Raw genomic sequence first — 17,532 nt, forward strand, 5'->3', positions numbered from 1 at the left:
CCACAACGACTGCCTCGCAGCCAGTGCACGGGATAATCTGAGCGTATGACCCAGGCTCCTCGCCAGAATCTCACTGTTCGCCGCGCCCTGCACTGGGTGGCAGGTGGGATGGTTGCCGCTCAGATAGCCACAATCGCAGGGTTAGTGACGTTCAACGGCATCAAGCGACGAGGACGCCGCCCATACCGTTTCCCTACTGCACCGGTGGAACCCCTTAAAGTGTCCGATCATCAGGTTGAGATTTTCACCTTCGGACGCGATCTTTACGCAGCGATGATCGCTGACATCGAGTCAGCTCAGCACACCGTCTACCTTGAGACCTTCATCTGGAAGAACGACGAGATCGGGCGGCGCTTCCGGCAAGCACTCGTCGAAGCCGCCGCCCGCGGAGTCGCGGTCTATGCAATGTGGGACACTTTCGCCAACCTCGTCGTGGGCCCGCGATTCTTCCGGCAGCTCGAGGGTGTGCAGGCCCGCGCCCAACCTCTGCTGACTCCCTCATGGATACCGACGCTGCGCAATTTAGGCCGAGACCACCGCAAGCTCCTCATCGTCGATTCCAAGATTGCTTACATCGGCGGGTACAACATCGGCGCCCTCTACGCCGACCGCTGGCGCGACACTCACGCTCGTATTACCGGGCCTGCCGTCGGGGAGCTCGAAAGCGTCTTTGTCGACATGTGGAATCAGCGCCCCAAAGGGGCCCTGATCTCCCGGCGCAACCAGCCCGTACTGCCCGCTCCCGGCGTCCGCTATTGGGATACCCCCTTCGCTGTGCACCGCAACTCCCCTCGGATGGCGGTCTATCCCATCCGAAACATGTACCTGGAGGCTATCGATCGCGCGAGTGAGCGGATCTGGATGACCCAGGGCTACCTCATCCCTGATGACGACGTTGTCGCAGCCCTCCACCAAGCTGCATCTCGCGGGGTTGACGTCAGGATCGTCATTCCGGCTGAGTCGAACCATGTCATCGCCGACTGGCTAAGCCGGGGCTACTACGACCGTCTCCTCCACCGAGGCGTGCGCCTGTTCCTTTATCAGGGGGCTATGGTTCACGCGAAGACCTGCACTATTGACGGCATTTGGTCGACAATTGGCACGGCGAACCTCGATCGGTTGTCCCTCCAAGGCAACTACGAGGTTAACGTCGCTATCACTGACTCCACCGTCGCCCAACGAATGGCCGAGATTTTCGAGATCGACATGGCCAACTGTGTGGAACTGACCTTAGACGAATGGCAGTCACGCTCTCACGTAGCAAAACTCACTGAAGCTCTACTGTCACTTTGGCGGCCATTTTTCTGAAATTCCGTCTGAAGCGTAATGAAAATACATAAACCCTAGCCAGAGTGCGGTTGACAACAGTCACACGTGACCATTTGTACCGAATTTTTCATCAGTTTCAGGGGGCGTTGCTGGACGCACTGCTCTCCACAATGGATACTAGAATCATGGGATTTATTGCATGGATTGTCCTCGGCCTCATCGCAGGCGCCATCGCTAAGGCCATCATGCCGGGCAAGCAGGGCGGCGGCTTTCTCGTCACCCTGATTCTCGGCGTCGTCGGCGCGATCCTCGGCGGCTGGCTCGGTTCCGTTATCTTCAACAAGCCTCTCGGTCATTTCTGGAGCCCTTGGACCTGGCTCATTTCGATCGTTGGTGCCCTTATCGTCCTGTGGATTTGGGGCATCATCACCAAAAAGAAGACCCAGTGATCGATTGATCTAACCCGCTGCGAGGCCGCGTCACAATGGCGGGGCCTCGCTGTGTATCGCGCAGAGCGCCCGGCAGGTGCCATCGTCGAGGACTGCACGGGATGCCGGACATAAGCGACGATCGGCATCTCAGGGTTGGGGAACAGCCTTGCCGTGGCATCATCGGTGAAAACCCACTATCTGCAAGATCGGCGTGATCACGATCACGCACCCCCTCCAAGAGGAATGAACATGTCCAAGCTCACACGCCCCCGGGAGGGCCGCATCATCGGCGGCGTCTGCCAGGGTATCGCCAATTCCCTCCGTCTCGACCCCACCATCGTCCGCGTCGTCGCGGCTCTCCTCATCCTTATGGCAGGTTCCGGGCCGCTCATCTACCTCGTCCTATGGGCCATCATCCCCGACGAGCACAGCGGATCGAGCATGATGGCGGACTTGGCCAACCAGACCCGGTCTCCGCGCAAGACTGAAGGCACGCCAAGTTCCACCTCCAACACCCCCTTCGACCCCTACAAAGACTGACGGTCAACACCGATACGCGTTAATGCCGGCGAAGCCGCGCGGATAGGGCAAGGTAGCTACGGGCATCCCACCGAACTTCAGCCCGACCTCGCACCCTTGACAGCAACAAGGCTCAACAGCCCGCGTTGGCCTTAGACAACGCATGGCCCGCACCAAGAAAGGTGCGGGCCATGCCATGTTCACAGTGAGCCGAGACTCACTCCCACTCAATGGTGGCCGGCGGCTTCGACGTGATATCAAGTACCACCCGGTTGATCTGCGGGCAGGCATTCGTAATGCGAGTCGAGATCTTTTCCAGCGTGTCATATGGAATACGCGCCCAATCCGCAGTCATGGCGTCCTCACTAGTGACCGGGCGCAGCACAATGGGCGAACCATAAGTACGCCCATCACCCTGCACGCCCACCGAGTGGACGTCGCTGAGGAGAACGACCGGACACTGCCACACCTTGCGGTCCAAGCCTGCGGCTCCCATCTCCTCGCGTGTGATGGCATCGGCGGTGCGTAACACCTCCAGACGCTCTGCGGTGACTTCACCAATGATGCGGATGGCCAGCCCTGGGCCAGGGAAAGGTTGACGCCAGACGATGTCCTCGGGAAGGCCAAGTTCGAGGCCGACGGCCCGCACCTCATCCTTAAACAAGGTTCGCAGCGGCTCGACGAGACTAAACTGGAGATCGTCGGGAAGCCCACCAACGTTGTGGTGACTCTTGATATTGGCAGCGCCCTCGCCACCACCAGACTCGACGACGTCGGGATACAAAGTTCCCTGTACCAAGAAGTCGATCGGCTGGTCAGCGTTGAGGCGCTTGGCAACATCCTCAAAGGTCCGAATGAACTCGCGTCCAATAATCTTGCGCTTAGTCTCAGGGTCGGTGACCCCGGCGAGGGCTTCTAGAAAGCGCTGGGACTCATCAGCTACCACCAAGTCAGCACCCGTGGCGGCGACGAAGTCATTCTTGACCTGCTCAGCCTCACCCTTACGCAACAGCCCGTGATCAACGAAAACGCAAGTGAGCTGGTCACCCACAGCACGCTGCACTAAAGCCGCGGCGACAGCGGAATCGACGCCACCCGACAGTCCACAAATAACGCGACGGTCACCAACTTGACCACGAATCTGCGCAATTTGGTCGCCGACGATCGAACTGGCATTCCAGTCAGGACGGCATCCGGCAACATCAAAGAGGAAGTGTTCGAGCACCGTCTGCCCGGATTCCGTGTGGTGCACCTCGGGATGCCACTGCACACCGACGAGCTTGCGCTCAACGTCTTCAAATGCCGCCACCGGGGCACCCGCGGTGCGGGCCAGCGTCGAGAATCCCTCCGGGGCACGAGAGACGGAATCGCCGTGGCTCATCCACACGCTGATGGTGTGGGGAATACGCGACAGCAGCTGCCCCGAGGAAGTAATGCATAGGCTGGTGCGTCCATATTCCGATGCTCCGGTATGAGCCACCTGACCGCCAAGGGCCTGGGCCATAGCCTGGAATCCGTAGCAGATGCCCAGCACCGGCACACCAGCGTTAAACAGGGCCGGGTCGACGCTGGGAGCACCCTGTGCGTAGACCGAGGCCGGGCCACCCGAAAGAATGATGGCCGCGGGTTCCTTGGCGAGCATGTCGCGCACTGGCATGCTGTGCGGGACGATCTCGGAATAAACATTCGCCTCACGCACCCGGCGGGCAATGAGCTGAGCGTACTGCGCGCCGAAGTCGACCACCAGAACGACGTCGTGGAGTTGTTCCATAAGGGCGAGTCTATGGCCCAAGACCCCACCCGACGCCACTCGCGGTCCCCATATCGCTGCGAATACCTCGTCGACCGCGCCACGATGCCGCGCAATGACGTCAACCCAACCGTCCCCGTTGGCCGGAGAACCTCAGCTCGATATGGTTTCATCCACCGGCACTATTCACCGGCAGAACCGAGGTTGACATATGAGCACTGAGACGACGACCTTGCTCCGGACCCTCAAGCAATGCAAGGAACGCGCGATGGAGGACCTCGACGCCGCCATGCGCGAGGATCCCGCCGCTACCTCGAAGCTTATGGTCGCCATCGCCTACCAAGGTGTCCACGCCATCTGGGCGCATCGCCTAGCCCACGCCATGTGGGTCAAGAAGCCCGCCCTGAGACCACTAGCGCGGTTGTTATCACAACTATCTCGTCACATCACCGGCATTGAGATTCATCCGGGAGCGACTATCGGACGCCGATTCTTCATCGACCACGGCATGGGCGTCGTTATTGGTGAGACGGCTGTCATCGGTGACGACGTCCTCATGTACCACCAAGTGACCCTCGGTGGCCGCGCTCGCGGACAGTTCAAGCGTCATCCCACGATTGGCAATCGTGTCCTCATCGGCGCCGGAGCCAAAATCATTGGCGACATCACGGTTGGCGACGACTGTAAGATCGGTGCCAACGCCTTGGTCATCAAAGATGTCGCCCCCGGCACGGTCGTCGTCGGAATCCCGTCGAAGGTGCACCAGGGCGACGTCATCGCTTGAGCTATGACTCAACTGTCAGACGCCGTCGTCCTTCCGGCATCCGCTATGTGCACAATCGTCGCCGGACTCATCTGCAATAGCCTCGTGGTGACGCACCACCTCGGCCACGATGAACGTGATGACTTTCTGCGCGAACTCGGGGTCGAGGTTCGACTCGATGGCTAACTGGCGCAACCGCGCGATCTGCTCAGCCTCACGGGCGGAATCAGCCGGTGGTAAACCACGCTCAGCTTTGAGGCGACCTACCTCGCGGGTGATCCGGAACCTTTCGGCGAGCAGGTGGATGAGGGCGGCGTCCATGTTGTCGATCGCGCCGCGCAACACGACCAATTCTTCGGGCACTTTACTCATGGCCGAAGGCTAGCCATCCAACCGCTCGCCGGAGCGCCGTTCTGCCTAGTGGGACAGTTAGCGAATCGTCAGCTCGATGCGCTGGAACTCTTTCACCTCCGAGTAACCAGTGGTTGCCATAGCCTGACGCAATCCCCCCACAAGGTTCATAGTGCCGTCCGGGACGCGAGACGGGCCATTGAGCACCTCGGCGAGGGTCCCGACTGGTTCGAAGTGGACCCGAGCACCACGCGGCAGATCGGAGTGCCATGCTTCGGCTCCCCAGTGCCATCCCTTGCCGGGAGCCTCAGTAGCCCGAGCTAGCGGAGAACCGACCATAACGGCGTCAGCGCCGCAGGCGATAGCCTTGGCAATGTCACCAGAACGACCCACTGAACCATCGGCGATGACGTGAACGTAACGTCCCCCCGACTCATCCATGTAGTCACGGCGCGCTTCCGCAACGTCGGCTATTGCAGATGCCATCGACACCTGAATACCCAGCACCTGACGGGTGGTGTGGGCCGCTCCCCCACCGAACCCCACGAGGACGCCAGCGGCGCCGGTGCGCATGAGGTGCAAAGCTGCCTGATAGGTGGCGCAACCACCGACGATAACGGGTACGTCCAGCTCGTAAATGAACCTACGCAGGTCCAGAATGTCGTCACCGCTGGCCACGTGCTCCGCTGACACCGTCGTGCCACGGATAACGAAGAAGTCGGCTCCGGTATTGACCACCGTCTCGGAGAAGCGCGAGGCATTCTTTGGTGACAGCGACCCCGCCACCGGCACTCCAGCGGCCCGAATCTCAGCCATCCGTTCGGTGATGAGCTCAGCCTTGATCGGCTCGGCGTAAATCTCTTGCATCCGACGGGTAGTGGCGACATCGTCGCCCATCCCAGCCAGCTCCTCGAGGTAGGGAGTGGGATCCTCGTAGCGGGTCCACAAGCCCTCAAGGTTGAGCACCCCCAGGCCACCCAAACGCCCAAATTCAATAGCCGTCGCCGGACTCATGACCGAGTCCATCGGGGCGGCCACGATGGGAAAATCGAAGGTGAGCGCGTCGATGCGCCACTCCAGGTTCACCATCTCGGTGCCACGGGTGCGCCGGGAGGGAATGAGGGCGATGTCGTCCAGACTGTAGGCCCGGGTGGCACGCTTGCTGCGTCCAATGTCGTACATGATTCCTTTCCTGCCGGATGTCCGGCTCGCCCGTCAGTGGGCAGAGTAGTTGGGGGCCTCGACCGTCATCTGAATGTCGTGCGGATGAGACTCGCGTAGACCCGCCGAGGTGATGCGCACAAAACGCCCCCGCTCGTGCAACTCGTCGATCGTGCGAGCGCCGGTGTAGAACATCGACTGACGCAGTCCGCCGACCAACTGGTAGGCCACTGAGCCAAGTGGCCCGCGATAGGCCACCTGCCCCTCGATGCCCTCCGGGACGATCTTGTCGTTGGTCGTAACATCGCCCTGGAAATAGCGATCCTTGGAATAGGACAGCTTCTCACCGCGCGCCGACATGGCCCCCATTGATCCCATGCCACGGTAAGTCTTGAACTGCTTGCCGTTGATGAAGGCAAGCTCACCTGGGGACTCCTCACAACCAGCCAGCAACGAGCCGAGCATGACGGAATCAGCTCCGGCGACGAGCGCCTTGGCAATATCGCCGGAGTACTGTAGGCCGCCGTCCCCGATAACCGGCACGTCATACTGACTAGCGGCCTTGGAAGCTTCAAAAATCGCGGTCACCTGCGGGACGCCAACCCCGGCAACGACGCGGGTGGTGCAGATTGACCCCGGCCCAATACCGACCTTGACACCGTCAGCACCGGCCTCGCACAACGCCTTAGCTGCCTCATAGGTGGCGATATTGCCGCCGACGACATCAACTCCCCGGGCGGCCGGCTCAGCTTTCAGCCGGGCGATCATGTCACAGACGCCCCGGGTGTGGCCGTGGGCGGTGTCGACGACGATGAGGTCAACCCCCTCCTCGACTAGCGCCATAGCCCGATCCCACGAGTTGCCGAAGAACCCGATTGCGGCACCCACGCGTAGCCGTCCTTGCGGATCCTTGGTGGCGTTGGGGTATTTGTCGGTCTTGACGAAGTCCTTGAGGGTGAACAGTCCACGCAACTTACCGTCCGCGTCGACGAGCGGCAGCTTCTCGATTTTGTGGGCAGCCAGCAAAGAAAGAGCATCGGACGGGCTGGTTCCCACTGGAGCCGTGACGAGCGGAGCCGGGGTCATGACCTCGCGGATAAAGCGCTGTGGGTTGTCCTCAAAGCGCATGTCACGGTTGGTGATGATGCCGACCAGATTTTCGTTATCATCGACGACGGGCACACCGGAAATTCGGTAGGTGTGGCACAGCTCTTCGGCGTCAGCCAAGGTGGCATTCGGGGAGATCGTAATGGGCTCGTCGATCATGCCTGCTTCAGAGCGCTTCACCTGATCAACCATGGCAGCCTGATCCTCAATGGACAGGTTACGGTGCAGGATGCCAAGGCCACCTTCACGCGCCATAGCGACCGCCATCCGAGTCTCGGTGACGGTATCCATCGCCGCGCTGACGAGCGGAATCGCGATCGAAATATTGCGAGAAACCCTTGTCGTCGTCTTGACCTGAGAGGGAATGACGTTGCTCTCAACTGGCTGGAGCAGAACGTCATCGAAGGTGAGGGCCAGCGGTGCCAACTCCTCAATCGTGGTCGGGCGGGATTCCGAGGTCATAAGCCACCTTTCGCCGGGATGGTCGCTATCTTATCGCCGCTCGCGTCGGCAGTCCTCACCCGTGGCCCGGCCGCCCGCTTTGGGCCAGACAATCCCGTCAATTCGCCGCTGTTACGAAAGCCCATAGTTTCGGGACCCGCCAGACGATGAGATATCCCGCGATTACCAGCGGCAGGCACACATATGGCGACCAATACCACTGCATCATGGTGAGTATGGCGGTAGCGACGACGCCACCAATGACGACGTCGCGGTGGGTCCGTCGCAACTGAACCGAGGCGAGCAATGCCAGCGGACCGATGAGATACCAGGGCTGCAAGGACGCCCCAAAAGCAGCAAAAACAATCATGACGCCCGCCTGCAGTCGAAGCGGGCTGCCAATTTGGCCGGTGCCGGCATTATCCAAGTCACGGCTACGCGATGTAATTCGGCCCAGTCCAAGGCGACACGGCGGAATGGGGCCCCACCGCACCCAACACCAGATCATGGCAGCGACGGTAAGCACCAGGCTGACGCCAGTCGCCGGCCCAACCAGCTTGTCCAACGGGACGCCTCCGCTACCTCGCAAAATCTGTACGACGAACGCAATCGGAGAGTCACTGGTAACTGACACCGGGCTACCGGCCGTGCTATTGAGCCATCCCAGGCCTAACCCATGGATGGCGGAAATCCCGCCGAATACAGCTAGGGCGGGAATTGCACCAGCTGCGATGCGAGCGAATAGCGCCGACCAGCAATTGCGCGTTGACCACTGACGGCCACCATGACGCACCGCATTGACGTGGACCAGAGCGACGACGCCAACCCCGGCCAACACGCCGGGCTGCTTGACGCTCCCAGCCAGGCCGACGAGCGCCCCGCCAAAAACGAGCCCGAGCCATCCGCGGCCAATCAACGCCAGGCGTACTGCCACAACGAGTGCGCTGAGGGACAAACCCACCTGAAGTCCATCATTGTGCATGCCCCCGACCGCACTCAACGTCGTCAATGGACAACACACTGCCAGCCACAGGGCATGATCGGGGTCAGTTCCGGCGTAGCGTGCTAAGCGAGGGACGGCCCACACCATGAGTGCAATGCCGATAACAGCGGGCACTCGCATAAGCATCACTGACCGCATAGGATCCGCGTGAGCAATCTTCACCATAGCTGCTTGAATCCACAATGATCCCGGAGGATACACCGCCGTCGTTTCTTGCCACGGCGTGTCGACAGCCTTGCCGAGAGCCTCAGCCAGACCTTGCGGGACGAGGTATGGGTCCATCCCCTGGGTGAGAATCCAGCCTTGAGCCGCGTAGGCCCATCCATCTTGACTCAACAACGGCGGGCTAAAGACCAGTGGCAGGGACCAGACGATCAGAATCAGTACGCGGCGTCCCACAAGTTTGCGAGACCGCAACCACGCGATGATCATGACGATCAATCCGGCGATACCGCCGAGGGCCACTACCACACCGATCGGACGCACATGCGCAGGCATCCCGCCCTGAGGAGAACCCCACCCCCACAACGTCACCATCAGAGAGCCAACAAACCCCACCGTCAACACCTCAACCAGACGTCGCCAATCTGGTTGGCTATGCGCCAGGACAGGCTGAGATTCGTAAGAGGAAGCGGTCGCGGTCATCACCACTCAGCGTAGGGGAAACATCCCGTACGGCGTCGCGAAGAAGCGCCAGTGTCGAAGGTTTTGGGCCGCCTGACACACCCACCCGCTAAGGTATCCGAGGCGGTTTTGCTCCGCCACAGGCGCGACCCTGCCCGCGGTCATGGCGATGACTGGGTGGCCGCGCCCGCCGAGTCGCCGGTGCCTGTACGCGCTGAGATCGGTCATCACAGATGGCTGGTACCGCACCGTCGTGTTGCCGGGCTTGGTGTCCCATGTCGTCAACGGATAGGACCATTCGTGCCACTTGGCATCCTGTCATCACCCGTTCCCGCAGGCCTCGAGACCCTTGTTCCGGCTCCACTGAGCTTGGATCAGGCCATCGACAATTTCGTCTCCCCCATTGCTACCGCCATTTCTGACGCGGTGTTCTGGGCCATACCGTTGCCAGGGGGAAATGAGTTCCCGCTCATTCTGGCTTGGTTGCTCGGAGCCGGCGTGTTCTTCACCATCTACCTCGGCTTCCAGCAGCTGCGTCCAGCATCGATCCGTCACTCCGGCCACGTGATGCGGGGCCACTTCTCCCGTCACACCGATCCCGGTGACGTCACCAGCTTCCAGGCCCTCGCAACTGAGTTGTCAGGCACCGTCGGCCTGGGGAACATCGCCGGTGTCGCCATCGCGATCGCGACCGGCGGCCCGGGAGCCTCGTTCTGGATCGCCGCGGCCGGGTTAGTGGGTATGAGCGTCAAAATGTCTGAGGCCACGCTCGGCGTGAAGTTCCGCGTCCTCAATGAGGACGGAACCACCTCTGGCGGCCCGATGTACTACCTGCGTGACGGTCTTGCGTCGATCGGCAAACCCAAACTGGGCCGCGTCCTTGCTGCCCTCTTCGCTATCTGCACCGCCTTCGGCGTCATTGGCGCTGGCAACATGTTCCAGTCCAACCAAGCTGCGTATCAGCTCGCGATGTTCGCCGGCGGTCCAGACTCCTGGATCGGCACTCACATGTGGGTCGTCGGCTTGGTCTTCGCGATCCTCGTCGGGATCGTCATCGTCGGCGGTGCTTCCAAGATCGGCGCCGCAACCTCCAAGATTGTGCCGTTCATGGGCATCCTCTACGTCATCATGTGTCTGGCGGTCATTGGTGCCAACATTTCCCAAGTCGGCAGTGCCTTTGAGGCCATCTGGTCCGGCGCCTTCACCGGCCACGGCGTCGCCGGAGGAATCCTCGGAGTACTGATCGTCGGTGTCCAACGTGCGGCCTTCTCGAATGCGGCCGGTGTCGGTACCGCTGGCATCGCCCATTCTGCGGTGAAGACGCGCCGACCAGCCCAAGAAGGCTTCGTTGCTATGTGGGAGCCTTTCATCGACTCAGTCGTCATCTGCACCATGACGGCCATCACTATCATCATCACCGGGGTCTACCGGAACGGTGGCGCCGATGGCGTGCAGATGACCGCCCAGGCGCTGAAGACCGTTGCCCCGTGGTTCAGCTCCCTACTGACGCTAGCCGTGGTGCTGTTCGCATTCTCGACGATGCTGTCGTACTCGTTCTACGGCAAGAAGGCCGTGGGCTACCTGTTCGGCAATTCGAATACCGCCGAGCGCATCTACAACGCCCTCTTCCTTATCCTGCTGGTGATCGGGGCTGCGACAAATATGACCTCGATTCTTGGTCTGGCCGACGCCATGCTCTTCCTCATGGCGGTGCCGAACGTGCTGGGAATGTACTTTTTAGCGCGCGTCGTCGCTCGTGAAATCAAGGGGCACCGTGAGCGTGTCGACGCCGGAGTCATCCCGCAGGTCCCCGAGGATGCCCAAGTCGGCATGATGGTCGCCAACGAGGCGACCCCAGAACAACTCGAGAATGCCGATGTCGAGTACGCCCTGCGTGCCGCAGCCCAGGATGCTCTTAGTGAGGAGCTTCAGTTGGGACACACCGCCCCAGATACCGAACGCGACTACCTGCAGCACCTGCCGGAAGACCATGAGATTTTCAACACCATGGACCGGGAAGGTAAGCCGCTCCAAGACTGACACACCGAGACGTAGGGGGCACAATGCGCCTACGTCTGCATGGCCCTTGAGGTACCTCCTCAAGTGGCGCAGACCTGCAACGACAACGGCGCCTGTGACACCACAATGGGCCCCAGAACCTCGAGGTTCTGGGGCCCATTACTGATTGAATCAGTGAGTCAGCCTCACTTGTCGTCGTCCTCGTCCTCCGGCTTGTCCACCACGAGGGTCTCGGTGGTGAGCAACAGGGCAGCGATAGAGGCGGCATTGGCCAGAGCCGAACGAGTCACCTTGAGCGGGTCAATGACGCCGTCAGCGATGAGATCCACGTACTGACCGGTCTTGCCGTTGTAGCCGTGGCCGGGCTCCATCTCGGCAACCTTGGAGACGATCACATAGCCGGGCTCGCCACCGTTTTCGGCAATCCAACGCAGCGGCTCGCGAACAGCCTTAGCGACGATCTGCACACCGGCCTTCTCATCCCCGTCAAGGTGGAGATCCCCATCGAGCACGTGAGCAGCGTGGATAAGGGCAGAACCGCCACCGGCGACGATACCCTCCTCAATGGCTGCACGGGTCGCGGAGACAGCGTCCTCGATGCGGTGCTTCTTCTCGTTGAGCTCGACCTCCGTGGCCGCACCCACGCGGATGACGCACACACCACCAGCGAGCTTGGCGATACGCTCCTGAAGCTTCTCGCGGTCCCACTCGGAGTCCGAGTTGTCGTACTCAGCACGCAGCTGGGCGACGCGACCTGCGACGTCGGCCTTGTCACCAGCGCCGTCAACGATGGTGGTGTTGTCCTTGGTAACGACAACCTTCTTGGCGCGGCCCAGGACCTCGAGGCCCACCTGATCGAGCTTGAGCCCGACCTCGGGAGCGACGACCTGACCACCGGTGAGGGTGGCGATGTCCTGCAGCATTGCCTTGCGACGGTCACCGAAGGCCGGGGCCTTAACTGCCACCGAGTTGAAGGTGCCGCGGATCTTATTGACAACGAGGGTGCTCAGGGCCTCTCCGTCGACGTCCTCGGCCACGATAAACAGGCTGCCGTGAGCAGCAATAACCTTCTCCAACAGGGGGAGCAGGTCGTTCATCGACGAGATCTTGCCGGAGTGAATGAGGATGTAGGGATCCTCAAGCACAGCCTCCATGCGATCCTGGTCGGTCACCATGTAAGGCGACAGGTAACCCTTGTCAAACTGCATGCCCTCGGTGAAGTCAAGCTCGGTGCCGAAGGTCTGCGATTCATCGACGGTGATAACCCCGTCTTTACCAACCTTGTCGAAAGCCTCGGCGATGAGGGCGCCGATGGTCTCGTCACGGCTGGAGATGGTGGCAACACTGGCCATGTCCGAGGTGGTGTCGATGGCGCGTGAAATAGAGCGGAGCTCCTCCACGACGGCGTCGACGGCCTTCTCGATACCGCGCTTGAGGCCGACCGGGTTCGCCCCGGAAGCCACGGCACGCAGCCCCTCGTGGACGAGGGATTGGGCGAGCACGGTGGCGGTGGTGGTTCCATCGCCGGCCACGTCGTTGGTTTTAGTAGCGACCTCCTTGGCGAGCTGGGCGCCGAGGTTCTCATACGGATCAGTGAGGTCGACTTCCTTAGCGACGGTCACGCCGTCGTTAGTGATGGTCGGGGCTCCCCACTTCTTGTCAAGAACGACGTAACGGCCCTTGGGACCTAAGGTCACCTTCACGGTGTCGGCGAGGGTGTCGACACCGCGCTCGAGGGAGCGACGAGCCTCCTCGTCAAACTGAAGTTGCTTGGCTGCCATGTATCAGCGCCTCACTTCTCGACGACGGCGAGGATGTCGCGGGCGTTGAGGAGCAGGTACTCCTGGCCGTCGTACTTGACCTCGGTGCCGCCGTACTTGGAGAAGATGACGACGTCACCCTCCTTAACGTCCATGGGAACGCGGGTGCCCTTGTCGTCGACGCGACCGGGGCCCGCGGAGATGACCTTTCCCTCCTGCGGCTTCTCCTTAGCGGTGTCCGGAATGACGAGTCCGGAAGCGGTGGTCTGCTCGGCCTCGAGAGGCTGGACGAGGACGCGGTCCTCGAGCGGCTTGATCGTGGTTGCCACGTCAAGACCCCTTTCTACTGAAGACGGATTATGTCGTTGTCTCTCGCCAGGGGTTGCGAGCCCCGAGCGCGACGGACCATCGGCGTCGCGGGTGCCTCAGATCCGTTGGCACACTCACCACGAGAGTGCCAACCACGAAAGTACACCCGTCGTTGGCACTCAGGCAACGGGAGTGCCAGAAATGACCCTCCGAGAATCGGCGCACATCAATGCGAACCGTGGTTTTTCCAGAAGTCATCAGGATCTGACGGAGTCTGCTGGCCCGGCTGCGAGCCCTGATGCGGGGTCGGGTTCGGGCCGGCCTGGGGCGCATTCGTCGCGTCACCCGAGGCAGTATCCCAAGACTGATTAGCCCAGGGCTGACCCGGCCCCTGTTGCCTCGGATATTGGTTCGGATACTGGTAGGGAGGCTGCACGTGAGGGTCGCCCTGGTAAAGCTGACCGTTCCACTGCTGCGGCTGCCCCTGTGGCTGCCCGTCGCCTGGGTACTGCATGGTCCACGGAACGCCACCATTGTCCGGTTGCCCGGGCTTGTGGTTCTTTTCCTTGTTAAGGACGACCACAACAACGCCGATAATGGCGAGGACGCCGAGGGCGACAACGATCCAAACCCACGTCGGTATGCCGTTGGAGCGCTTACTCGTTGCGGTCAGCCCCGAACTGGAGAACAAGTCTTTCGGATCGGTCCACGTAACGGTGTTCCCGTCGACCTTACTCGATCCAGAATGGCTGAGGACCTTGCCTGGGAAGGTCACGGAAACCTTAAAGTCGCTGAACATACTCGCGTCAATAGCTTGGTCAGAGCGCCCACCATCGCGGAACAAGTCCGAGGTCATCCTGAAAGACACCTCTTTTTTGTCGAAGGTGGCTTGCATGCCGCGGTCTTTGTTGAGGTCAGCAGCGGTGGTGTCCCCAGCAACGATGCACCCGACGTAATCCTTGTCCTCGAACTTCTCGATCTTGTTGCCCGAGCCGGTACCGGCGGACCCCATCGAGTTGTTGCAGTTGGAAAGCTCAGTGGCGAGGCGGTCACTGTACGCGCTGGCTATTGACTTGGAGACACCAACCGTGCTTTTGAGATGGATGTGGTTCTCATCCTTGATCTCCATGGCAGTGTCAAATTTTACGCACCCGGCAAGTAACAAGAGGGGGGCGAGAACTAAAACGAGACAGCGTCTCATGTGACGCGAAACACTCAGCATGAACACATGGAATCACGGACGGGGGCAGTAACGGTAGATCCGTACCACCCGTTTCTGACTACTCACGGCACACGGAATGTCTAGAAGCGGTAACTAGGCCCCGCGCACACCTCCATTAGCGTCCCGGTGCCGCTCCCCACCACGCGAGCAGACCTGCCACCTGTTATTAATAATCACTGCAGCCACGGCACCACCAATAGCCAGCACCACTAATGCACCGACAACCCACACCCAGCCGGGAAGGCCACTCTGACTCTTGCCTGACGCCGTCAAACCACCGGTTGAGAGAAGATCGTTGACGTCGGTCCACGTCGCAGTGTTCCCGTCAACTTTGCTCGATCCAGAGTGGCTGAGGACCGTGCCGGGGAAGGTCACCGACACCTTAAAATCTTTGATGCCGGCCATGTCACTGATGTCAGAGGGGTCAACACCCGGCACAGAGTCAGACAGGTCTGACCCGTCAAAGTGGAACCGAATCGTCTCGTCATCGAAAGCAATGTCGACCGGGACGCCTGCCTTGTGCCCTCGCGGCGAGCCTGCAGACGGATTCACACCGCTACTAGGCCGGGGGGATCGAGCAGCGATGTCGGCTGCCGTCACGGTGCCAGTAATGGTGCAGCCGGCGTACGTGCCGTCGTCGAATGGCTTGGCCTTCACCTTGCCTCTCAGACTGGCACTCGGTGGAGTCAACCCGGAGCAGCCGCGAAGTCGCTTGATAAGTTTTTTGGACTGATCACTTCCATCCCCATTGGTGCCAGATTTGAGGACCCCGAAGGCGACGGCGACGTCGATATGGTCTTCGTCCTTAATGACGAAACCAGCATTGAACTTCCCGCAGCCGGATAGCAGGACGAGCGGAGCCAACAGCACGGCAAGGAGATATCTCGCCCGGCACCAAGTGGTCAACATAGACTCATAACATCACACCTGGCCTGCCCCAATCATGCCGCATGGCAGCCTTACGCGATCACATACCAGCGCCTTGGCACTTCCGGTCGTCGGGGTGCAGATAAACGTTACGCAATTCGGCCCCGAAGGCTTAAGCTTGCGCCGCCATATCACGGGGTCCACCTCGACGCCGCGTTTCTTGATCTCTACGGTTCCGACGTGGTGCTTACGGACCCAGGAACGCAACGCTTTGACGTCAAGAGGCAGGACTTCCTTCACGGCGAACCACGTCAGCCACGGCGAGGCGACGGGTTCGTCTGCGGTGAGGTAGGCGATACCCTCCGACACTGCGTGCAGCGATTCATCGATCGCTGAGAGGCTGCCGGCACGGATGGCGGCGGCGTGAGGTTCAGCCACAAAGGGGCCAAGTTCACCAGGTGCAGGGGCAGGACACCTCCCGGGGAGTTCTTCTATTCCCACCGGGCCAATCAGCACTGCTCGGTCCCCCGGCCACTGGTCTGCGAACCCGGACCACACCGTCGCCTCAACCAAGTCTCCACGGTGTCCGACATAGGTGACGGGCAGATCTGGCAGCTGGGAGCGATCGACACCAGGCCCTAGTTTGACGACCGCGGGCACCGATTTGAGCACGCTCGCAACAAATGACCATGGCGGCTGCACATCTTCTAGCCGCCAGGTTCTCCCCCGGCTCGTGCGCCGAGCCGGATCGAGCATGACGACTGTGTTGGCCCCCTTGGGGACGTCAGCGAAGACCGCGGTAGCGTCAGCACACATCACCTGCGCTTCGGGCAGATTGTGGCGCGCTAGCTCGGCTGTTACCGGATCAACCTCGACGGCTGTCACCTCAAGGCCGGCATCAAGGCACGCTCGTGCATCTGCCCCGCAGGCGCAGCCAAGATCAACAACGTGGGTGAATCCGGCGTCTTTAAGGCGATCTGCACGCCATCGCGACACATCTCCCCGGGTGGCTTGCTCCAGACCATCACGAGTCCACAACATCGACGCTGCAGCCGGTCCGATCTTCGCAACAGCCCGACGCCTCAGGCTGATTTGGTCAAGTACTGCTGCGGCGAGATCGGCATCTATGTGACGACGCAGCCTGGTGGCAGCCACCAACGAGTCGGGATCAGCTTCGACACTCGCTAGGTCAAGAGCTTCGCGTCCCTCGTCGCTAACTAGACGCCGTGCCACAGTGCGATCCACGTTGCCACTCTAGAGGTACTTTCTGACGATGTGGGTAGAATCCGGGGTCGAGACATCGGAATGCACCGTTTTCCGCACGAGGAGCAACCAGTACTGTCGTGGCCATCACCACTTACGAGAATCGACCGAGATTTACCCAGCGCCTGCAATCCCAGGAGTCGAAGAACACGACTTCCGGGGAGGATCCGTCGCGCCGTTCAGCAGGGTGGTACATCCATCACTTCATCGGTTCGGCATTCCAGTTGGGCGCCATGGCGACGACCTATTACGCGTCACGCACCGAGCCTCTCAACTGGGACGCCCACACCAACGTCAGCTGGGCGCTGCTCTTCATTGCGATCATCGTGGCCCCTGCCCTGCTGACCTTCGTGGAATCCTTCGTTGAACCGGACGGTTCCGGGCAGGACGCCGTCACTGCAGTCGCCATGATGCTGGCTCTGGGCGGCATTATGGTGATGGGAATCCTTGCGGGTACCCCACTCGTGACAACACCGGTACCGTTCTCAATCCTGCTGCCGGTAAGCCTTGCGCTCGCAGCGATTGCGCCGTACAGCCTGCCCGGGGGTAACCCGCGAGCAGACAGTATGTTCGCAGAGACCCACTATGGAGCGTGGAGTTCTCGCTGGACGGCTCCAGTGGTTTGCCTGATCCTGTGGATCATCGGGTTAGCCGGCTGATCAAAATTAACGCC

At 60.9% G+C, this 17,532-nt stretch carries 16 protein-coding genes and 2 pseudogenes; 7 read left to right on the forward strand and 11 right to left on the reverse strand.

What is annotated here, in order from left to right; genetic code table 11:
• The first annotated feature begins 45 nt into the window (after positions 1 to 45).
• From A5483_RS08400 to A5483_RS08410, 3 genes are all read left to right on the forward strand, one after another.
• Positions 46 to 1,308, forward strand: coding sequence for a phospholipase D-like domain-containing protein (locus A5483_RS08400; RefSeq protein ID WP_063811552.1), 1,263 nt, complete (start codon positions 46 to 48; stop codon positions 1,306 to 1,308).
• Positions 1,309 to 1,439: 131 nt separating this feature from the next.
• Positions 1,440 to 1,718, forward strand: coding sequence for a GlsB/YeaQ/YmgE family stress response membrane protein (locus tag A5483_RS08405; protein ID WP_082864037.1), 279 nt, complete (start codon positions 1,440 to 1,442; stop codon positions 1,716 to 1,718).
• A 231-nt stretch (positions 1,719 to 1,949) separates the two neighbouring features.
• A complete protein-coding gene (locus A5483_RS08410) occupies positions 1,950 to 2,240 on the forward strand; it encodes a PspC domain-containing protein (RefSeq protein WP_063811553.1) in 291 nt (96 codons plus the stop codon).
• A gap of 196 nt (positions 2,241 to 2,436) precedes the next feature.
• Here the strand turns inward: A5483_RS08410 and guaA are convergent, their stop codons facing one another.
• The gene (gene guaA / locus A5483_RS08415) at positions 2,437 to 3,990 is read right to left on the reverse strand and encodes a glutamine-hydrolyzing GMP synthase (RefSeq protein ID WP_063811554.1); all 1,554 of its coding nucleotides are present in this window, start codon (positions 3,988 to 3,990) and stop codon (positions 2,437 to 2,439) included.
• Between the two features lie 12 nt (positions 3,991 to 4,002).
• Here guaA and A5483_RS12135 point away from each other — a divergent pair.
• Both A5483_RS12135 and cysE read left to right on the forward strand, forming a co-directional pair.
• A pseudogene (locus A5483_RS12135) lies at positions 4,003 to 4,191 on the forward strand (hypothetical protein).
• Complete coding sequence (cysE, locus tag A5483_RS08425) at positions 4,181 to 4,753, forward strand: serine O-acetyltransferase (RefSeq protein ID WP_063811556.1); 573 nt, start codon at positions 4,181 to 4,183, stop codon at positions 4,751 to 4,753. The pseudogene A5483_RS12135 and the gene cysE overlap by 11 nt, the downstream one beginning before the upstream one ends.
• Before the next feature lie 15 nt (positions 4,754 to 4,768).
• Here the strand turns inward: cysE and A5483_RS08430 are convergent, their stop codons facing one another.
• The 5 genes and pseudogenes from A5483_RS08430 to A5483_RS12445 form a co-directional block, all read right to left on the reverse strand.
• Positions 4,769 to 5,104: a chorismate mutase gene (locus tag A5483_RS08430; protein WP_063811558.1), complete on the reverse strand. Its 336-nt coding sequence runs from the start codon at positions 5,102 to 5,104 to the stop codon at positions 4,769 to 4,771.
• A 57-nt stretch (positions 5,105 to 5,161) separates the two neighbouring features.
• Positions 5,162 to 6,265 (reverse strand): GuaB3 family IMP dehydrogenase-related protein, encoded by a 1,104-nt coding sequence (locus A5483_RS08435; protein ID WP_002549955.1) that lies wholly within the window; start codon positions 6,263 to 6,265, stop codon positions 5,162 to 5,164.
• Positions 6,266 to 6,298: 33 nt separating this feature from the next.
• Positions 6,299 to 7,813, reverse strand: a complete 1,515-nt coding sequence (guaB, locus tag A5483_RS08440; RefSeq protein WP_002549887.1) for an IMP dehydrogenase — start codon at positions 7,811 to 7,813, stop codon at positions 6,299 to 6,301.
• A gap of 97 nt (positions 7,814 to 7,910) precedes the next feature.
• Positions 7,911 to 9,440, reverse strand: a complete 1,530-nt coding sequence (gene mptB / locus A5483_RS08445) for a polyprenol phosphomannose-dependent alpha 1,6 mannosyltransferase MptB (protein ID WP_063811621.1) — start codon at positions 9,438 to 9,440, stop codon at positions 7,911 to 7,913.
• Positions 9,441 to 9,446: 6 nt separating this feature from the next.
• Positions 9,447 to 9,797 (reverse strand): annotated as a pseudogene (locus tag A5483_RS12445) (hypothetical protein).
• Here A5483_RS12445 and A5483_RS08455 point away from each other — a divergent pair.
• Entirely contained in the window at positions 9,789 to 11,459 is a 1,671-nt protein-coding gene (locus A5483_RS08455; RefSeq protein WP_063811623.1) for an alanine/glycine:cation symporter family protein, read from the forward strand. The pseudogene A5483_RS12445 and the gene A5483_RS08455 overlap by 9 nt on opposite strands.
• A 164-nt stretch (positions 11,460 to 11,623) precedes the next feature.
• Here the strand turns inward: A5483_RS08455 and groL are convergent, their stop codons facing one another.
• The 5 genes from groL to A5483_RS08480 all read right to left on the reverse strand — a co-directional run bounded on the left by groL (position 11,624) and on the right by A5483_RS08480 (position 16,841).
• A complete protein-coding gene (groL, locus tag A5483_RS08460) occupies positions 11,624 to 13,219 on the reverse strand; it encodes a chaperonin GroEL (protein WP_002549889.1) in 1,596 nt (531 codons plus the stop codon).
• Between the two features lie 11 nt (positions 13,220 to 13,230).
• Positions 13,231 to 13,527 (reverse strand): co-chaperone GroES, encoded by a 297-nt coding sequence (gene groES / locus A5483_RS08465; RefSeq protein WP_002514778.1) that lies wholly within the window; start codon positions 13,525 to 13,527, stop codon positions 13,231 to 13,233.
• Between the two features lie 206 nt (positions 13,528 to 13,733).
• Positions 13,734 to 14,735 (reverse strand): LppM family (lipo)protein, encoded by a 1,002-nt coding sequence (locus A5483_RS08470; protein ID WP_063811560.1) that lies wholly within the window; start codon positions 14,733 to 14,735, stop codon positions 13,734 to 13,736.
• An 87-nt stretch (positions 14,736 to 14,822) separates the two neighbouring features.
• Positions 14,823 to 15,638: an LppM family (lipo)protein gene (locus A5483_RS08475; protein ID WP_003866444.1), complete on the reverse strand. Its 816-nt coding sequence runs from the start codon at positions 15,636 to 15,638 to the stop codon at positions 14,823 to 14,825.
• Positions 15,639 to 15,650: 12 nt separating this feature from the next.
• Positions 15,651 to 16,841, reverse strand: coding sequence for a THUMP-like domain-containing protein (locus A5483_RS08480; RefSeq protein WP_002549859.1), 1,191 nt, complete (start codon positions 16,839 to 16,841; stop codon positions 15,651 to 15,653).
• Positions 16,842 to 17,092: 251 nt separating this feature from the next.
• On the opposite strand from A5483_RS08480, the gene A5483_RS08485 reads away from it, so the two are divergent.
• Positions 17,093 to 17,518, forward strand: a complete 426-nt coding sequence (locus A5483_RS08485; RefSeq protein ID WP_063811624.1) for a hypothetical protein — start codon at positions 17,093 to 17,095, stop codon at positions 17,516 to 17,518.
• Positions 17,519 to 17,532 lie beyond the last annotated feature (14 nt).

It is taken from the genome of Cutibacterium namnetense (assembly GCF_001642025.1).
Taxonomy (GTDB): Bacteria; Actinomycetota; Actinomycetes; order Propionibacteriales; family Propionibacteriaceae; genus Cutibacterium; species Cutibacterium namnetense.

Coding starts and splice junctions, on each gene's coding strand:
- A5483_RS08400 (WP_063811552.1), top strand. CDS start 46: ATGACCCAGGCTCCTCGCCAGAATCTCACTGTTCGCCGCGCCCTGCAC.
- A5483_RS08405 (WP_082864037.1), top strand. CDS start 1,440: ATGGATACTAGAATCATGGGATTTATTGCATGGATTGTCCTCGGCCTC.
- A5483_RS08410 (WP_063811553.1), top strand. CDS start 1,950: ATGTCCAAGCTCACACGCCCCCGGGAGGGCCGCATCATCGGCGGCGTC.
- guaA (WP_063811554.1), bottom strand. CDS start 3,990: ATGGAACAACTCCACGACGTCGTTCTGGTGGTCGACTTCGGCGCGCAG.
- cysE (WP_063811556.1), top strand. CDS start 4,181: ATGAGCACTGAGACGACGACCTTGCTCCGGACCCTCAAGCAATGCAAG.
- A5483_RS08430 (WP_063811558.1), bottom strand. CDS start 5,104: ATGAGTAAAGTGCCCGAAGAATTGGTCGTGTTGCGCGGCGCGATCGAC.
- A5483_RS08435 (WP_002549955.1), bottom strand. CDS start 6,265: ATGTACGACATTGGACGCAGCAAGCGTGCCACCCGGGCCTACAGTCTG.
- guaB (WP_002549887.1), bottom strand. CDS start 7,813: ATGACCTCGGAATCCCGCCCGACCACGATTGAGGAGTTGGCACCGCTG.
- mptB (WP_063811621.1), bottom strand. CDS start 9,440: ATGACCGCGACCGCTTCCTCTTACGAATCTCAGCCTGTCCTGGCGCAT.
- groL (WP_002549889.1), bottom strand. CDS start 13,219: ATGGCAGCCAAGCAACTTCAGTTTGACGAGGAGGCTCGTCGCTCCCTC.
- A5483_RS08475 (WP_003866444.1), bottom strand. CDS start 15,638: ATGTTGACCACTTGGTGCCGGGCGAGATATCTCCTTGCCGTGCTGTTG.
- A5483_RS08485 (WP_063811624.1), top strand. CDS start 17,093: ATGGCGACGACCTATTACGCGTCACGCACCGAGCCTCTCAACTGGGAC.